17 protein-coding genes are annotated in these 16,618 nt (G+C 63.4%); 9 read left to right on the top strand and 8 right to left on the bottom strand.

Annotation, left to right across the window (positions count from 1 at the left end; translation table 11 throughout):
• The first annotated feature begins 92 nt into the window (after positions 1 to 92).
• A complete protein-coding gene (locus tag ACZ1G8_RS09775; protein ID WP_472679230.1) occupies positions 93 to 872 on the top strand; it encodes an SDR family oxidoreductase in 780 nt (259 codons plus the stop codon).
• Here ACZ1G8_RS09775 and ACZ1G8_RS09770 read toward each other — a convergent pair.
• The 4 genes from ACZ1G8_RS09770 to ACZ1G8_RS09755 form a co-directional block, all read right to left on the bottom strand.
• On the bottom strand, positions 869 to 2,314 hold the full coding sequence (locus tag ACZ1G8_RS09770; protein ID WP_472679229.1) for an MFS transporter: 1,446 nt from the start codon (positions 2,312 to 2,314) through the stop codon (positions 869 to 871). The genes ACZ1G8_RS09775 and ACZ1G8_RS09770 overlap by 4 nt on opposite strands.
• A gap of 4 nt (positions 2,315 to 2,318) precedes the next feature.
• Positions 2,319 to 3,428: a dihydropteroate synthase gene (folP, locus tag ACZ1G8_RS09765; protein WP_472679228.1), complete on the bottom strand. Its 1,110-nt coding sequence runs from the start codon at positions 3,426 to 3,428 to the stop codon at positions 2,319 to 2,321.
• A gap of 304 nt (positions 3,429 to 3,732) precedes the next feature.
• Positions 3,733 to 4,047, bottom strand: a complete 315-nt coding sequence (locus tag ACZ1G8_RS09760; RefSeq protein ID WP_472679227.1) for a hypothetical protein — start codon at positions 4,045 to 4,047, stop codon at positions 3,733 to 3,735.
• Between the two features lie 1,049 nt (positions 4,048 to 5,096).
• Positions 5,097 to 5,564, bottom strand: a complete 468-nt coding sequence (locus tag ACZ1G8_RS09755) for a hypothetical protein (protein ID WP_472679226.1) — start codon at positions 5,562 to 5,564, stop codon at positions 5,097 to 5,099.
• Positions 5,565 to 5,891: 327 nt separating this feature from the next.
• Here ACZ1G8_RS09755 and ACZ1G8_RS09750 point away from each other — a divergent pair, with 327 nt between their 5' ends.
• Entirely contained in the window at positions 5,892 to 6,104 is a 213-nt protein-coding gene (locus ACZ1G8_RS09750) for a cold-shock protein (RefSeq protein ID WP_221553546.1), read from the top strand.
• Between the two features lie 91 nt (positions 6,105 to 6,195).
• Complete coding sequence (locus ACZ1G8_RS09745) at positions 6,196 to 6,426, top strand: hypothetical protein (protein ID WP_472679225.1); 231 nt, start codon at positions 6,196 to 6,198, stop codon at positions 6,424 to 6,426.
• Positions 6,427 to 6,513: 87 nt separating this feature from the next.
• Here the strand turns inward: ACZ1G8_RS09745 and ACZ1G8_RS09740 are convergent, their stop codons facing one another.
• The 3 genes from ACZ1G8_RS09740 to ACZ1G8_RS09730 all read right to left on the bottom strand — a co-directional run bounded on the left by ACZ1G8_RS09740 (position 6,514) and on the right by ACZ1G8_RS09730 (position 9,263).
• On the bottom strand, positions 6,514 to 7,659 hold the full coding sequence (locus ACZ1G8_RS09740) for a DNA methyltransferase (protein WP_472681235.1): 1,146 nt from the start codon (positions 7,657 to 7,659) through the stop codon (positions 6,514 to 6,516).
• Positions 7,660 to 7,849: 190 nt separating this feature from the next.
• Complete coding sequence (locus tag ACZ1G8_RS09735; RefSeq protein ID WP_472679224.1) at positions 7,850 to 8,569, bottom strand: hypothetical protein; 720 nt, start codon at positions 8,567 to 8,569, stop codon at positions 7,850 to 7,852.
• Between the two features lie 70 nt (positions 8,570 to 8,639).
• On the bottom strand, positions 8,640 to 9,263 hold the full coding sequence (locus tag ACZ1G8_RS09730; protein WP_472679223.1) for a ribonuclease HII: 624 nt from the start codon (positions 9,261 to 9,263) through the stop codon (positions 8,640 to 8,642).
• Between ACZ1G8_RS09730 and ACZ1G8_RS09725 the strand changes: the two genes are divergently transcribed.
• The 6 genes from ACZ1G8_RS09725 (at position 9,262) to ACZ1G8_RS09700 (ending at position 14,233) form a co-directional block, all read left to right on the top strand.
• Entirely contained in the window at positions 9,262 to 10,428 is a 1,167-nt protein-coding gene (locus ACZ1G8_RS09725) for a PQQ-dependent sugar dehydrogenase (protein ID WP_472679222.1), read from the top strand. The genes ACZ1G8_RS09730 and ACZ1G8_RS09725 overlap by 2 nt on opposite strands.
• 49 nt (positions 10,429 to 10,477) lie before the next feature.
• Positions 10,478 to 11,023, top strand: coding sequence for a GNAT family N-acetyltransferase (locus tag ACZ1G8_RS09720; protein WP_472679221.1), 546 nt, complete (start codon positions 10,478 to 10,480; stop codon positions 11,021 to 11,023).
• A complete protein-coding gene (locus ACZ1G8_RS09715; RefSeq protein ID WP_472679220.1) occupies positions 10,987 to 11,607 on the top strand; it encodes a DUF1285 domain-containing protein in 621 nt (206 codons plus the stop codon). Before ACZ1G8_RS09720 ends, ACZ1G8_RS09715 begins: the two co-directional genes overlap by 37 nt.
• Positions 11,604 to 12,197 carry a CoA pyrophosphatase gene (locus tag ACZ1G8_RS09710; RefSeq protein ID WP_472679219.1) on the top strand — a complete coding sequence of 198 codons (594 nt, stop codon included), beginning with the start codon at positions 11,604 to 11,606 and terminating at the stop codon, positions 12,195 to 12,197. Before ACZ1G8_RS09715 ends, ACZ1G8_RS09710 begins: the two co-directional genes overlap by 4 nt.
• Before the next feature lie 21 nt (positions 12,198 to 12,218).
• The gene (locus ACZ1G8_RS09705) at positions 12,219 to 13,349 is read left to right on the top strand and encodes a CCA tRNA nucleotidyltransferase (RefSeq protein WP_472679218.1); all 1,131 of its coding nucleotides are present in this window, start codon (positions 12,219 to 12,221) and stop codon (positions 13,347 to 13,349) included.
• Between the two features lie 305 nt (positions 13,350 to 13,654).
• Positions 13,655 to 14,233, top strand: coding sequence for a hypothetical protein (locus ACZ1G8_RS09700; protein ID WP_472679217.1), 579 nt, complete (start codon positions 13,655 to 13,657; stop codon positions 14,231 to 14,233).
• 76 nt (positions 14,234 to 14,309) lie between these two features.
• Here ACZ1G8_RS09700 and parC read toward each other — a convergent pair whose 3' ends face one another.
• Positions 14,310 to 16,604: a DNA topoisomerase IV subunit A gene (gene parC, locus ACZ1G8_RS09695; RefSeq protein WP_472679216.1), complete on the bottom strand. Its 2,295-nt coding sequence runs from the start codon at positions 16,602 to 16,604 to the stop codon at positions 14,310 to 14,312.
• Positions 16,605 to 16,618: the final 14 nt, after the last annotated feature.

The following is a 16,618-nucleotide window of genomic DNA, read 5'->3' as shown; positions in this document are numbered from 1 at the left end:
AGTCAGGTGAACTAAGGCGACCGCCGCGGCGGATATGATACAGCGGGGACCATGCGTTCCCTTCCGTCACCTGATTTCCCGAAAGATCCATCATGCAAAAACTGAATGACACGCTCTGCGTGGTAACCGGCGGCGCGCGCGGCATCGGCAAGGCCGTTTGCGCGGCGTTCCGCGAAGAGGGCGCGCGCGTCGTGCTCACAGATATCGACGAGAACGAGGGCAGGAAGGCAGCCGAAGAGCTCGGCAGTACCTTCGTAAAGCTCGACGTTGCCAGCGAGGCGGACTGGGACGCCTTCGCCGAGCGCTATCCGGCGATCGACGTACTCGTGAACAACGCCGGCATAACTGGCTTCGAGGACGGGCCCGCTCTGCACGATCCGGAAAACGCCAGCCTCGAGGAGTGGCACAAGGTCCACGCAGTCAACACCGACGGCTGTTTCCTCGGCTGCCGCTATGCCTTGAGAGCCATGAAAGCGAAGGGCACTGGTTCGATCATCAACATGTCCTCCCGCTCCGGCCTCGTCGGCATTCCCGGTGCAGCGGCCTATGCGGCGAGCAAGGCGGCGATGCGCAACCACTCCAAGTCGGTGGCGCTCTATGCGGCGCAGAACGGCTGGGCGATCCGTTGCAACTCGATCCATCCCGCCGCGATCCTGACCGACATCTGGGAGCCGATGCTGGGCGACGGGCCCGATCGCGATGCGAAGATGGCCGCGCTGGTGGCCGACACGCCATTGAAGCGTTTCGGCACGGTCGAGGAGGTCGCAGCACTGTGCGTCTACCTCGCAAGCCCCGAGAGCGGCTATATGACCGGCGCCGAGCTCACCCTCGACGGCGGGCTACTGGCAGGCAGTGCTGCCTCCCCGGGCTAGGCTTTCCCGCTCACCGCTTTTTCGTCGATCATCGACCAGGCTGCCGCTGCGCTCGCAACCGCCAGCGCGGCGGCGACCCATGCGGCGGCTGAGAACCCTTCTATCGCGACCTCCTCTGCACCGTCGAACCGCGTCATGACGAAGCCCAGCAGCGCCGTCGCGATGAGCCCAGCGGTGCGCGAAGTCGCGTTGTTCACGCCAGAGGCAACGCCGGTATAGCGCGCATCGACCGCGTTCATCACCGCCGTCGTAAGCGGCGCGACGCACAAGGCCATGCCAAGGGCCATCACCACGATACCCGGCAGCAGCTGGCGCCAGTAATCGAGTTCGGGCCTCGGCAGCAGCGCAAGGAGCACGAAACCTCCGGCCACCACGAGCGGGCCCAGCGTCATCGCCCGGCGCAGGCCGAAACTGGTCGCCATGCCCCCGATGCTGCGGCTGAGCAGGCCCATGATCAGCGGGAACGGCAAGATCGCTGCCCCAGCCCTGGTCGCGCTGTACCCGAAACTGTTGATGAGCATGTAAGGCAGCACCACGAGAAGCCCGCCGAGCGCCGCATAGAGCAGCAGCGTCAGGATCGAGATGCCGCCGAAGCTGCTCGATCCGAAGATACCGAGCGGGATCATCGCATCGAGCTTGCGGCGCCGCTCGACAATCAGGAACGCGCCAGTTGCGACCAGGCCGCCGATGCCGGGATAGAGCACCGTGGCGGCAGTCCATCCCGCTTCGGGCGCGCGGATCAGCGCGAAGACGACGAGCGCGAGTGCAAGCGTGGCAAGCGAAGCCCCGAGCCAGTCCAGCCCTGCACGATCTTCCTCGTCCTCGCGACTCTCGGTGATGCTGCGCGCAGCAACCCACCAGCATGCGAGCGCGGGCGGGAGGACAATCGCAAAGGCCCAGCGCCAGTCGAGGTTGTCGACCACGAACCCGCCGATGAGCGGCGCTGCCGCACCCGCGATGGCACCTGCCGCAGCCCATGTGCCTATCGCCTTGCCGCGCTCTTCGCCAGTAAAGGCATCGGCGAGGATCGCGAGGCTGTTCGGAGCGAGGAAGGCAGCTCCGACGCCTTGCACGAAGCGGGCGGCGAGCAGCCATTCAAGGCTCGGTGCGAGCGCGCAGCCGAGGCTCGCCGCAGTGAAAGCGAGCAGGCCAAGGATGAAGGCCCGCTTGCGTCCGTAATGGTCACCAATCGCGCCGCCCAAGAGCATCAGCGCGGATAGCGGCAGGAGGTACGCGTTGACGATCCACTGCACACCGGCCGCATCGGTTCCGAACTCCGCGCGCATGGCGGGCAGCGCCACGTTGATGATCGAACCGACGATGAAGGCGAGGCTCGATCCAAGCACCGTGGCGACCAGCGTGCCGCGCGGAGATGTGCAGGTCTGCTCGCTCTCGCGCCTGCCTACGGTTTCATCGCAGGGTGCGGGGAGAGCTGTTGCCAAGCCCCTAGCCCGGAAGGTCGCCGAAGTCCGTCAGCGCCGCATCGCGCAGGCCGCGCCAGACATTGCGCGCCTGGACGGTTTCCGAGACATCGTGGACGCGGTGCAACTGAACGCCCGCGTCCATGCCCTTCACTGCCAGCGCGATGCTGCCGCCCAGCCGCTCGCCCGCGCCCGCCTCGTTCGAGAGCGCGCCGATCAGGCGCTTGCGGCTCGCACCCAGCAACAGCGGGTGGCCGAGCGCGTGGAACAGCGGCAGCGCGTTGAACAGCGCGAGGTTGTCGGCAAGGCTCTTGCCGAAGCCGATGCCCGGGTCGAGCAGGATACGGCTGGCGTCGATGCCCGCCTCAAGCGCCTCGTCGCGGCGGCTGCGAAGCTCGTCGAAAACATCGAACACGACGCTCGAATACTCGCCGCCCTCGTGCAGGTCCTCGCCCGTCCCCGGCGCATGCATCAGCACGACGGGGCAGCCGCGCGAGGCGATGACCTCGGCACTGCGCGGATCATGGGTGAGACCCGATACGTCGTTCACCAGTGCAGCGCCCGCATCGAGCGCGGCTTCCATGACGGCGGCCTTGCGCGTGTCGATACTGACCGCCGCACCCATCGCAGTGCAGGCTTCGATCGCGGGGACGACTCGCTCGATCTCGTCGCCTTCCCAGACAGCTTTCGCGCCAGGCCGCGTGCTCTCTCCGCCCACATCGATGATGCTGGCGCCTGCCTCGACCATCGCCGCGGCCGCCTCGCGCGCAGCTTCGGGGCTGTCATGCGCGCCCCCATCGCTGAAGCTGTCGGGCGTCACGTTGAGGATACCCATGACCTGCGGCTGGTCGAGCCGCACCGTGCGCGAGCCCAGTTCCAGCGGCGGATGCGCCAGCGTGAGGTTGGCCCACTGCTGCTCGGCATCGCCGCCGACACTGTCGGGCAGCGCGCCCATGACATCGTCGATGGTGTCCGGCGCAGCGAGCCAGCGCTCGACGATCTCGCCGTCGCGCCGCAGGATCACGGCGAAGCGGCTGGCATAGGCCATCGAGCCTGCAAGCCGGATGGCATTGCCATGCTCGCTTTGGGGACCGGGCACGAGGCCGATGGGGCGGATGTAGACGCGATCACTCATGGTTGGACCGCCCTAGCAGGTGCCCCACAGGATGGAACAGATGGAACACGGTCCTGCGAGAGAAAAGCAATTGCCGCAAAGCCGACCCGTTCCCGGGCTGCGGTGGAGATCGGTAGTGGTCGACACATTTGGCCGGATCTAGCGTGGATCAGGAGAGTAGGACACAAGGTTCCTTGCCAGACCGGTCGGCGCAGAGCCGGCCAATGCGTAGACAATGCTGCCTGGCGCCTGACGAGCTGATTGCATGCGTCCGGCAGTTAGCCTTCGGCGTTCGCCGAGCCGGTGGACACGGCTTCGTTTCTCCCTACGCCTTCAGGATCCGCCGGCGAGCCAGAAGAAAGAGAAGGCTCGGCCAGAATACCGTATTTGCGATGTCGACCAGGGGAGCAAACACGCCGTAGTGTTTGTCAGGCGTGAACAGATCGGCCAGTTCGTTTGCGAAAGCAAAGACATACACCAGGCCGATGGGAACCCACGATCTCATTCGGCGCCTGAAGAGCAACGACCCGAGAAAGAAAATCAACAGGCCGGCGTGAAGGTGTAGCAAGGCTTCAGATGCGGCGAAGTAGTCGCCAATCGCACGCTTCGTCTCGGAATAGATGATGAACCAGTTTGTCATCGTGGCGACCTAGTGAAAAGGCGAACGGGTGTCACTGCGAATGTGGCGGTCCCGCTGCGTCGGCTACCTGATCTGGAAATCGAGCAAGGTGAAGCGGGCTGGGCCTGTTGCATACACCCCATGCCCGCGGCCACCGGACCAGCCCAGTACGAACCCGACAGTCTCCGCATTCTGCAAAGCTGAACGAAATCCACGCATGTCCTGCGTGCGTCCACCGGTTACCGGGATCCAGTCATCGACCAAATCGACGGTAAGAGTGTGCTGGCCTGGCGAGAGCGGTACCGTCTTCTCGGGCGCCGAATACCACCGGTAGGCCGAGTACTTTCCTCGGCCCGACCAGTTATCACCGCCCCTCTGCAAGTAGAGGCTCAGGATGGCTGGCGCCCCTGGCCTTTCAGTCGGAATGAAGCGCGTGCTCGGTGAAGCATCGATGCGATACGTTATGGTCATGCTACGAGCGTGCGTGAGTGGGCCCGTCTGCTTCGTGATATACTTTACCTGACCGTGCCGACTGGTTGGAAAGTCGAAGGCGGGTCCTGCTTGGCCCTTAGACATCGTGGCGGGCATACCCACCGAATAGTTCTTCCCTCGGATTTCGGGGCCGATCTGCCAACCCCAATTGCCCTCGGAAGCAAGTGCCGAAGCCGATAGGAGCATGATTGGGGTAAGGATGAAGGCACGAATATTCATGCCTTCCATATCGCATAATCGAGGTTTCTCGGCACTGAACGCTCGAACCGAACCTAATCCTGGCCTGTTGATGCCGGTTTCCTACGCTCGCTGCCCTACCTGTTCGTGACCGTCTTGCGGGAGCAGGACCGTGCCAAAAGCAGTCCAGCCGCTGGCGACCCGATTGCGGACGTTCGCGGGCCTCAACATGCGAGTGAGTACGAATCCCGAAGGTTCGAAGGCCTCATCTAAACGGAGAAAAAAGGCCCCCATCTCAAATGAAATGGAGGCCTGATAGGAGGGGGTCAAACACGTGTATTCCGCCTAACCCCTTGGGTCGCTCTGTCGCAGCCGACTGCCGCATTTCGTGACCGATTTGATTATTCTGCGTTCAACGTCAGTTCTAAGAGCTGAGTCTCGATGCGCGCACGGCCTTCTTCACTAGCCCGCGCGATATCGATGGGACGTCCCCCCAAGGCCGAATTTTCGCCGTTCATGAATTCAATTGCTGCAACTCTTCCCAATACGAGCATCGCCAATCGCGACGTTTCACGTTGCCGATTGAGTCCTTCCGGACCCTCATCATCACCACGCTGTAAGGCGCTTGGAGGGGCACCCGTGCTCGCACTTGCACGTCCCGAGGCAATTTCCGTTTTGAGATTTCGCTTGCTGCCCATCGCCGTCCATGCCGCCGCTGCTGCGGCGCCCAAGGAGACCTGATGCTGGGCGATTTTGCGTGCCAGGCGTGCGGCATCGCTGAGGCAGGTTTCACGGAAACCTTCTGAAACAGCGGCACCGGCGCGCATTCGCGCCGTCTGGTGGTCGCGATATAGTTGATTGAGATCCACGTCGGCGTCCTCCCAATTGGCGGGAGCGCAACGTGTCTCTCAGTCGCGATCTTGCAGGAATCCTACCGCGATGGAAAATCGTATAACATTTATTCGCCACCTTGTACGAAAAATGTTTGAAACTGTTTTCTCATTGCAATGATAGTGCTAATCAAGGCTTGCTGACGTCGAAATTTGCGACGGACTTCGGATTTTGACGATCGCCATCTGCCTTCATTGGCTCCGGCGCTATTCTTACGACGACTTCCTTTCATCGGACGATTTTACGCACGATCTTCGCAGCACGCTGCTGCGAGGCAACACAAGTGTTCTTGAAAGGACCCGAACATGAGTAAGACCGGAACAGTCAAATTCTTCAACAGCGACAAGGGCTATGGATTTATCCAGCCCGACGACGGTTCGTCAGATGATTTCGTGCATGTGACCGCGGTGCAAGCCGCCGGAATGCAAACGCTCGATAAAGAGCAGCGCCTAAATTACGAAGTCGAGACTGGCCGCAACGGTAAAGTGAGCGCGGTCAACCTTTCGGCCGCCGACTAGCAGGTTTCGCTGGTCCCTTCCGTGTGCTTCTGCGACCCGGCGCACGGAAGGGGCATCTCACTTATGCGGGTTTGACTTCGGGAGCTACGCCATGAGTCAGTCCTATGCGTTTTACAAAGCCAGGGCGGAGGACGCAGCTTCCGAAGCAAAAGGCGCTACACTTTCGAATGTAAAGGAGCGCCATCTTCAGGCCGAAAAGACATGGCGGGGCTTGGCAGAACAGGCGCGGAAGGTTGAAGTCGACCGTGAGAAGGCAAGGAAAGCTAGGGCTGTGCGGCGCGAAATCGAGGAGCGATCAAGCCCGGCTGATACTGCCGAGTGACCGCTATCCACCCAAGATCGGTCATTCGCCGGCGTCGCAGCGACAACGAATAGCTGACCTCAATACAGCTACCTTGGCACTGACGCGTTAATCTTCAACCGCCAACAGGTAGAGCTGGCGCGCGGCGTCGATCGGTTTAACTTCGCCGCCGTTCTCGTAGTGCCAGAAGGTCCAGCCGTTGCAGCTGGGCGCACCCTGCAATTCCTTGCCGAGGCCGTGGATCGAACCGGTCTGCTTGCCGTGTTCGAGCGAGCCGTCGGCGCGGACCAGTGCCTTCCAGCGGCGCTTCTTGTCGAAGACTTCGGTGCCCGGCTTGATGAACCCGTTTTCCACCAGCGCGCCGAATGCGACCTTGGGCGCATTGCGCTTGGACTGCATCGTGGTGAGCGCGCTTTCGTCGAGCGGGAGTTCCTTCTCGATGCGCTTGATCGCCGCGTCGCGGTAGACGCCCTCGCGCTCGCAGCCGATCCATTCGCGGCCCAGGCGCTTGGCGACCGCACCCGTGGTGCCGGTGCCGAAGAAGGGGTCGAGCACCACGTCGCCGCGCTCGGTGGTCGAGAGCAGCACGCGGTAGAGCAGCGCTTCGGGCTTTTGCGTTGGGTGGACCTTGTGGCCGCCCTCCTTCAGGCGCTCCGCGCCGTTGCAGATCGGCAGGACCCAGTCGCTGCGCATCTGGAGCTCGTCATTGAGCGTCTTCATCGCGCGATAGTTGAAGTGGTACTTCGCCTTCTCGCCCTGCGAACACCACAGCAGCGTCTCGTGCGCATTGGTGAAGCGGGTGCCGCGGAAGTTGGGCATCGGGTTCGACTTGCGCCACACGATGTCGTTGAGGATCCAGAAGCCGAGGTCCTGAAGGATCGCGCCGACGCGGTAGATATTGTGGTAGCTGCCGATCACCCACAGCGCGCCGTCGGGCTTGAGGATGCGCTTGGCCTCGGTCAGCCAGTCGCGCGTGAAATCGTCATAGAGCTGGAAGGTGTCGAACTTGTCCCAATCGTCGGTCACCGCATCGACGTGGCTGCCGTCGGGCCGGTTGAGATCGCCGCCGAGCTGGAGGTTGTACGGCGGGTCCGCAAAAACGAGATCGATCGAAGCGCTGGGGATAGAGCGCATAGCTTCGATGCAGTCGCCATCGAGGATCTGCCCCAGGGGCAGTTCCACCGACATCTGCTTCGGTTTCGCCTTCGCAGCCGTCTTGGCGCGCGTCTTCGTGGTCTCCAGGACCGCCATCATCATTCCCCTGTCAGTAGTTATCCACAGGGTGAGTCCAAAGGGACTCCCAGTCAAGACAGTCTTTTAGCGCACAACTTTAAAGATGGTGTTAACCATAGGAGAACGAAAGGAGTCCCCCACCATATGTTGAGTCCGCGCCAATTCGGCGGACTCAAGATGGTGGGGTGTGACGCGAAAGACTCGGCAGCCGCTATTTTCCCATCAGCCGTTTGGCGAATGGCCAGCCGAGCGTTTCGCCGAACATCCGCAGGTGCCGGTCGTAAACCTCTTCGCCAAAGGTGATCGAGGTCATCGAATGAGCCATCGCAACGACATTCGATTTCAGCTTGTCGAGCGCCTCGCCGAAGACCTTGAGGTCCATTTCGCCGCGGGCGAAGCTTTCATCGGTATACGCGCGCGCAGCGTCCAGTTCCTCGCGAAACTCTGCGAGATACCGTTCGATGGCCGGCTGCAGAGTTGCTGGATAGGCGCCGGGATGAACCGGCAGATCGAGCACAAAGCTACTGCGTTCGTCATCGGGCAGCAGCATCGTGTTCCACGGCTGGGTTGGATAGAACTCGCAGTTCACCATCAGCATCTGGCCGAACTCCGTTTGCCAGACGCTCCACGGGATCATCGCATAGGGGCCGACGCTCGTTCCATCGGGCAGCTGGGAATTGACCCGGTCGACGAACTGGGTCTGCTGCGCGAATGCCGCATCGTGGCGAGCCTGCACCAGATCCTTGGTCGGCATCATGTTCGAGGCATCGTCCGGGCTCTTGCCGAGCTCCCTCAGGAAATCGCCCGATGGCCCGTCCCAAACCGATTTGGGAATGATCCGCGAAACGCCGTCGTCATCCGGCCCCGGATGCGGCGGAACGGAGGTAGCGCTCGACCGCTTGCGACCGAACACGGGCCGTTGGATTGTCATAGAAACTCCCCTGCAATGACAAAGAGTTGCTACCGCCAAACAGGTTTAGGAAGGGTTTAACCCGCGCCGATCAGAGCAGCACCATCTGGCTGACCGGCGCAAAACTTCGCCTGTGAAGCGGCGTCGGGCCATGGATCCGCAGCGCTTCCATGTGGCCCTTGGAACCATAGCCCTTGTTGCTGTCCCAGCCGTATTGCGGGTGCGCCTTTGCAGCCTCGACCATGATGCGGTCGCGGTATTCCTTGGCGAGGATGGAGGCAGCCGAAATGCACGCCTCCTTGCCGTCACCGCCGACGATCGCGCGTGCCGGCCAGCGCCACTCCTCGCGGCGGCCTTCGGGGGTCATGTTGCCATCGATCAGGACTTCGACCGGCTCCTGACCAAGCGCCTCGACACAGCGCCGCGTCGCCAGCGTCATCGCCAGCATGGTCGCGCCGAAGATATTGAGCCGGTCGATCTCTTCGGGCTCCACGACTGCCAGCCCCCACGCGCAGCGCGAAAGGATTTGTGGCTCCAGCTTGGAACGCTTCTGTGCGGAGAGTTTTTTGGAATCGTCGAGGCCGCCCGGACAGGGCTTGCACAGCACCACGGCGGCAGCGACAACGGGACCAGCCAAGGGGCCGCGCCCGGCTTCGTCTACGCCTATGACGAGCGGCGCACTGCCCAGACCTTTTGCGGGAGTTGATGAAAACATGAAGCGCCTTACCGTCCTTGCCGCCACCCTATCCCCCCTGCTGATGGCCGCAAGCTGCGGCTCCGGGTATTCCACCGGCGGCGACGGAAATGACGCTGTGTCGACCCCTGCCCCTTCCCCCTCCTTTGACGGAAGCTTCTCGATCACCGAACGCGGCACTTTCGAGCGCCCCTGGGCTTCGGCTTTCATTCCGGGCACCGATGTGCTGGTCATCACCGAAAAGGCAGGAACGGCGAAGTTCGTCGACACTGCCACGAACCGGATGGGCACGATCACCGGCCTGCCGCAGGTCGATTACGGCGGACAGGGAGGACTTGGCGATGTCGCCTTCCTCCAGAGCCAGGCAGCCGATACCATCGACCGCCGTACGATTTACCTGAGCTGGGCCGAAGCCGGTGCCGACGATACGCGCGGCGCAGTTGTCGGGCGCGGCATGCTGGTGTGCGAAGTCGCCGACGAATGCCGGATCGAGGGGCTGGACGTGATCTGGCGTCAGTCACCCAAGACGACCGGCCGCGGCCACTATTCGCACCGCATCGTTTTCAGCCCCGACGAGCGGTATATGTTCGTCGCGAGCGGCGACCGGCAGAAGCTCGAGCCCGCGCAGGATCGTTCGAACACGCTCGGCAGCATCGTCCGCCTCAATCTCGACGGCACTGCGGCAGCGGGCAATCCGTTCGGCGACGAGATCTGGACCTACGGCAACCGCAATATCCTCGGCATGGATTTCGACGCGGATGGTCGCTTGTGGGAAATCGAGCATGGACCGGCGGGCGGTGACGAGCTCAACCTTGTGCAGCGCGGCGCGAACTACGGTTGGCCGACCCGCTCGAACGGTGACCACTACGATGGCCGCGACATTCCCGACCATACGGCGGATGACGGTTTCACAAAGCCCGTCATCACGTGGACGCCGGTTATCGCGCCGGGCAACATGGTGTTCTACAAGGGCGACCTGTTTGCCGGAATGGCCGGCGATGCGCTGATCTCGGGTCTTGCCTCGCAGGCACTGGTGCGCGTGGCCATCGATGGCGACACCGGCAGCGAAGTGGCACGCTACGAGATGGACAACCGCATCCGCTCGGTAATCGAAGGTCCCGATGGCGCGCTGTGGGTGCTCGAGGACGGACCGGGCGGGCGACTGCTCGAGCTTCGCCCCGAATAAGGCGAAATTGATCGACTCTCTTGGGACTCGCGCCTAATCGGCGCGGCCCATGGCGACACTGGTTCCCCTTTCCGCGGTCGATTCCGCACTGGTCGAGCAATTGCTCGATGCCGTTTTCGGCGAACAGCGCCATGCACGCACCGCCTACCGGATCCGCGAGGGTGTGGACTTCCTGCCCGGCCACAGCTTTGCAGCGCTCGACGACGAGGAATATCTCGTCGGCTCGATCCAGCTGTGGCCTGTCGCACTGACCGATCCCAAGGGTCGCCCGCATCCGCTGATCATGGTTGGCCCGGTCGCGGTGATGCCCGGGCGGCAAGGCGAAGGTTTCGGCAAGGCGCTGATGGCGGCCAGCCTCGGCGCGATAGACGCGGCCTTCGACGAGGGCGCCCCGCCTTTCCCGCAAGTGCTGATCGGCGATCCCGAGTATTACGGCCAGTGGGGCTTTACCGCGGAGCACACCGGCAACTGGCACTGCCCCGGTCCTTTCGAGCGCCATCGCCTGCTGCTGCGCACGGGAAATCCATCGATCCTGCCCGCCGAAGGGATGCTCGGCCCATGGACCAGCGAGACTTCGCAGGCCGCGAAGGATTGAACGAGGGCTCCGGCTCTGCCATCGGTTGCAGCATCGATGGTCTACACACCGCCCCCGAACTCGCCGGAATGTCGCTCGCCCAGATCGCGGAGGCCGTGGCCGAACGCCGCTTGCCGCCCGTCGAACAATGGTCGCCCGACAATGTCGACGACAGCCGCATGGTCATCAAGGCCGACGGGACCTGGCTTCATGACGGCAGCCCGATTACTCGGCCCGCAATGGTCCGCGCCTTTGCCGGCCTGCTGAACCGTGAAGAGGACGGCAGCTACTGGCTGGTCGTGCCCTACCAGAAGCTCTCGATCGAGGTGGAGGACGCCTGCTTCATTGCCACCGATGTGAGTGAGACCGAGGGCGATCTCGCCTTCCGTCTCAACACCGACGAGCTTGTCGTTGCCGGGCCTGACAATTCGATCCGCGCAGAGGGCGATCCAGATCACCCCGCGCTCTATGTCCATGTCCGCCGCGGCTGCGAGGCCCGCCTCAACCGCTCGACCTACGAGCAGATTGCCAAGATCGCGCTCGAGAAGGGTGACGACTGGACGGTGACCAGCGGCGGCGAGACCTTCTCGCTCCTGCCCGCATGAGCAGGCTCTTCCACCGCCTGACCGACCTGTTCGAACAGGGCCATTCGCGCGACATCGAGGATCTGCTTTCCGATGCGCGCTTTGCCGATCTCGACCGCACCGCCGATGCCGCCGTGCTTATCGCAGTGACCGAGCAGGAGAACCCGACAGTCTTCCTCACCCAGCGCCCGCGCACGATGCGCGACCATCCGGGACAGGTCGCTTTCCCGGGTGGCAAGATCGACGCGGGCGAGGACGCGGTCGAGGCTGCCCTGCGCGAGGCGTGGGAAGAGCTCGGCATCCGCGAGAAACACGTCAATGTGATCGGGACGACCGACCGCTACCAGACCGGTACCGGCTTCGACATCACGCCTGTGCTCGCAACCGTCCCCGCCGATCTCGCCATCCGACCCGATCCGCGCGAGGTCGAAAGCTGGTTCGAAGCCCCGCTCGATCACCTGATGGATCGCACGCGCTGGCAGGAAAACGAGGTCTTCTGGAAAGGCGCCATGCGGCGCTATTACGAGATGGACCACCAAGGCTACCGCATCTGGGGCGTGACCGCGGCGATCTGCATCAATCTCTCGCGCCGTCTGGCGTGGTTCGATTGACCTGCTAAAGGCCGCAGCACCATGACGAGCCTTCCGCAAGCACCCTGGACAAAGCGAGACGACCTCGCGCAGCTGATCGCCGCGCTGGGCGCGGACAATGCGCGCTATGTCGGCGGGGCGGTTCGGGACACGCTGCTCGGCAAGGACATCCACGATATCGACCTTGCGACACCGCTGCTTCCGGCAGAGGTGATCGACCGCTGCCGCGAGGCCGGCATCCGCACGGTTCCGACCGGCATCGACCATGGCACGATCACCGCGGTGCTGCCCGATGGCGTGGTCGAGATCACCACGCTGCGCCGAGACGTCTCCACCGATGGACGCCGTGCAACCGTCGCCTTCGCGCAGGAATGGAAAGAGGATGCCTCGCGCCGCGATTTCACGATCAACGCGCTCTATGCCCATCCCGAAACGCTCGAGATCAGCGACTATTTCGGCGGGGTCGAGGATCTTGCGAACGGCCGCGTGCGCTTCATTGGCGATGCGCGCGAGCGTATCCGCGAGGACCATCTCCGCATCCTGCGCTACTTCCGCTTCCAGACCCGTTTCGGCGACGACTGGGACGAAGAGGCGACCGACGCCAGCCGCGATCTGGCCTCCACTCTCAAGGGCCTGAGCCGCGAGCGCGTGGGATGGGAATTGCTCAACCTGCTCGCCCTGCCCGATCCTTCGCTCACCGTCTTCAAGATGCGCGAGCTTGGCGTGATGCAGGAGGTGCTGCCCGAGTGCACGGCGCGCGAGGCGGAAAAGCTCGCCGAACTCGTGCGGCAGGAGCGAGAGCATGGAGTCGCCCCTGACGGAATGCGCAGGCTCGCGGCGATGCTGCCGCCGGTCCCAACCGTGGCTGAGGCGGTCTCGGCCCGCCTGCGCCTCTCGCGCAAGCAGCGCGAACGGCTCGCCTGCGTCGCCAAGCGCGACAGCAAGGACGGCGAGAATCCGCTCGCACTCGCCTATTTCGAAGGTGTCGATTGCGCACGCGACCGCGTGCTGCTGACCCGCGGCGACCCTGCCCCGCTCGAGGGCTGGGAAGCACCCGATTTCCCGCTCAAGGGCGGTGAAATCGTCGAACGCGGTGTCGGCAAGGGACCGCAGGTCGCGCGAGATCCTTCAGGCAGTCGAAAAGCGCTGGGTGGAGGAACGGTTCCCCGATAGGGGCCGGGTCCTGGAACTGCTCGATCAGGAACTGGCGAGCGGCTGACTGCAGCCAAGATACTGGTTTCACTTGGCGAAACACTATCTTCAGCTTTGCTTAAGCTGCACTGCAGCATAACCTTTCCCTAGCGCGGTTGCGATTTTGCGTCCGCCTTGCCATAGAGCGGTCCGCTTTCCCCGGAGGGGGCACGCGGATCACATCGGGACATCCACTCTCGTCTCCGCTCTTTCCATTTTGGTCGTTCGCGACGCGTCTTGCCGCGGGTCGCGAAACTATAAGTTGAATACATCTAGGAGTTCGTCACATGAAATTCGCCAAGCTGGCTGTTGCAGCCGTTGCCCTCGCCGCCACCCCAGCCCTCGCCAACGAACAGGTCGTTGCCGGTGCCACCGTGACCGGTCCCGAAGGCAACGAAGTCGGCACCATCGTTTCGGTTGAAAACGGCCAGGCCGTTCTCGACACCGGCAAGCACGAGGTTCCCCTCGGCGTCGAAATGTACGGTCAGGGCGAAGCCGGCCCGACGATCACCGTCACCAAAGCCCAGCTCGATGGCATGATGGACGCGCAGCTCGCTGAAGCAGCAGCCAAGCTCGACGCAGCCCTCGTCGAAGGCGCAGCAGTAGTCAGCGCCGACGGTCAGCCTGTCGGTTCGATCTACACCGTCGACAGCGAAGGCATGGCCATCGTCAAGAACGACGCCGGCATCATCACGCTCACCAAGGACAGCTTCGCCGTGTCGCCCGAAGGCGCCCTGATAGCTCTCTACACTGCAGCCGACATCGCCGCGAACACCACGCCGGTCGCCGAAGGTGCGGAAATCCTCACCCCGGCTCAGGCCCGTGCGAAGCAGGCCGAAATGGCCGCTGACGGCGCAGCCGAGTAATCCGACAAGATCGGTCTCCCGGGAAACCGGGGTGCAAGGGACCGGTGGTGCTATCCAGCACCGCCGGTCCTTTGATTCAGCCGAAGGTGTTGTCGCGCGGGAAGCCCTGCGGCGGCAGGCGTCCGGCCCCGCCACGCGCGACCTTCCATTGCCACATCTCGGTCTCGGTGCGCGTCCGGTCGCCCTTGCCGCCCATCGCCCAGCTGAGACCTTCCTCCATGGTGAAGGTCGTCGCGTCCGACAGGCCGCCGTCGCGGTAGTTCTGCAGCTTGTTGCCCTGTCCCTTCGCAAGGCGCGGCAGTTCCTCGAGATTGAAGACGACCAGCTTGCGGTTCTCGCCGACCACGGCGACGTGATCGTGCTCCTTGGCGATCGGACGCGCGACGACGAGCTTCACGCCGTCCTTCACATTCATCACCTGGCGACCCTTGCGGGTTTCCGCGAGCATCTGGTCGGTCGTCACGGCAAAGCCCTTGCCCGTGCTGGCTGCCAGCAGGACTTCCTGCCCTTCACGGTGGACGATGACCGACACGATCTGCGCCGCCCCGTCGATGTCGAGCGTGTTGCGCACCGGTTCGCCGAAGCCGCGCGCGCCCGGAAGCTTGTCCGCGCCCAGCGTGAACACGCGCCCGTCGTCGCCGATCAGCAGCAGCTTGTCGGTGGTCTGCGCGTGGAGCACGAAGGCAGGCCCGTCACCTTCCTTGTACTTGAACTCCTGGTCGAGCGGCAGGTGACCCTTGGCCCCGCGCACCCAGCCCTTCTGCGAGAGGATGACCGTGACCGGCTCCTTCTCGATCATCGCGTCCATGCTGAATTCGACCGCGGGTGCCGCTTCCTCGATGGTGGTGCGACGGCGCCCGAGATCGGTGTCCTCGCTGTACTCCTTCCGCAGCGCATTGAGATCGCGCTTGAGGCGCGTGCGCTGGCGGGCCGGACTACCGAGCAGCTTCTCGAGTTCGTCCTGCTCCTTGAGCAGTTCGTCCTTCTCGCCCCGAAGCTGCATTTCTTCCAGCTTGCGCAAGCTGCGCAGACGCATGTTGAGGATCGCCTCGGCCTGCCGGTCGGTGAGCTTGAACTCCTCCATCATCACCGGCTTGGGTTCGTCCTCGGTGCGGATGATCTCGATCACGCGGTCGAGGTTGAGGAAGGCGATGATGTAGCCTTCGACCAGCTCCAGCCGCCGCGCGATCTGGTCGAGCCGGTGCTGGCTGCGGCGCTGGAGGATGTCGATCTGGCTGGCGATCCAGTTGTCGAGCAGTTCCTTCAGCCCCATCACCATCGGCGTGCGCGTGTGGTCGAGCACGTTGAGGTTGAGGCCGAAGCGCGTCTCCATGTCGGTGAGCTTGTAGATGCTCTCCTTCAGGAGCTCCGGATCGACATTGCGGCTGCGCGGGACCAGCACGATGCGGATCTGCTCGTCGCTCTCGTCGCGCACATCCTCGAGGATCGGCAGCTTCTTGTCTGCGATCGCCTGCGCGATCTGCTCGATCAGCTTGCCCTTGGCGACCTGGTAGGGAATTTCGGAGATGACCAGCTGCCACTGGCCGCCGCCGAGCCGCTCGATGCCGTCAGCCTTGTCCTCGTCCTTCTCCGCCTCCGCCGCATGGAAGCGACCGCGCACGCGGAAGGACCCGCGACCCGTTTCATAGGCGTGGCTGATCACCTCGGCGCTTTCGGGAACGACGCCGCCCGTGGGGAAGTCCGGCCCCTTGAAGATTTCCATCAGCCGCGCGTGTTCGACATGCGGATTGTCGATCACTTCCAACGTCGCATCGACGATTTCTGCGACGTTGTGGCTGGGAATGTTGGTCGCCATGCCGACTGCAATCCCGCTCGCGCCATTGGCGAGCAGGTTGGGGAAGAGGCCCGGCATGATCTCCGGCTCTTCTTCCTCGTTATTGTAGGTCGGAATGAAGTCGACCGTGCCCGCGTCGAGACCTTCCATCAGGCGCATCGCCGTTTTGGTCAGCCGCGCCTCGGTGTAGCGATAGGCGGCGGCGTTATCGCCGTCGATATTGCCGAAGTTCCCCTGCCCTTCGACCAGCGGATAGCGCAGCGCAAAATCCTGCGCGAGGCGAACCATCGCGTCATAGGCGGCGGTATCGCCATGCGGGTGGTACTTGCCGATCACCTCGCCCACGACGCGGGCCGACTTCTTGAACCCGCTTGCAGGATCGAGCTTGAGTTGCCGCATCGTCCACAAGAGGCGGCGATGAACGGGCTTCAGCCCATCGCGCAGGTCCGGCAGCGAACGCGCGGTGATCGTGGAAAGCGCATAGACCAGATAGCGCTCGGAAAGTGCGCTATCGAAAGGCGCATCGACGATCGCGTCGAAAGGATCAGAATCATCTAAAGTCTTGGCGTCGGACATCCCACCGGCTTAGC

This window comes from Qipengyuania sp. BR81-2 (genome assembly GCF_055693895.1).
The sequence above is the reverse complement of the archived record's forward strand: the minus strand, read 5'-3'. Positions and strand labels throughout refer to the sequence as shown.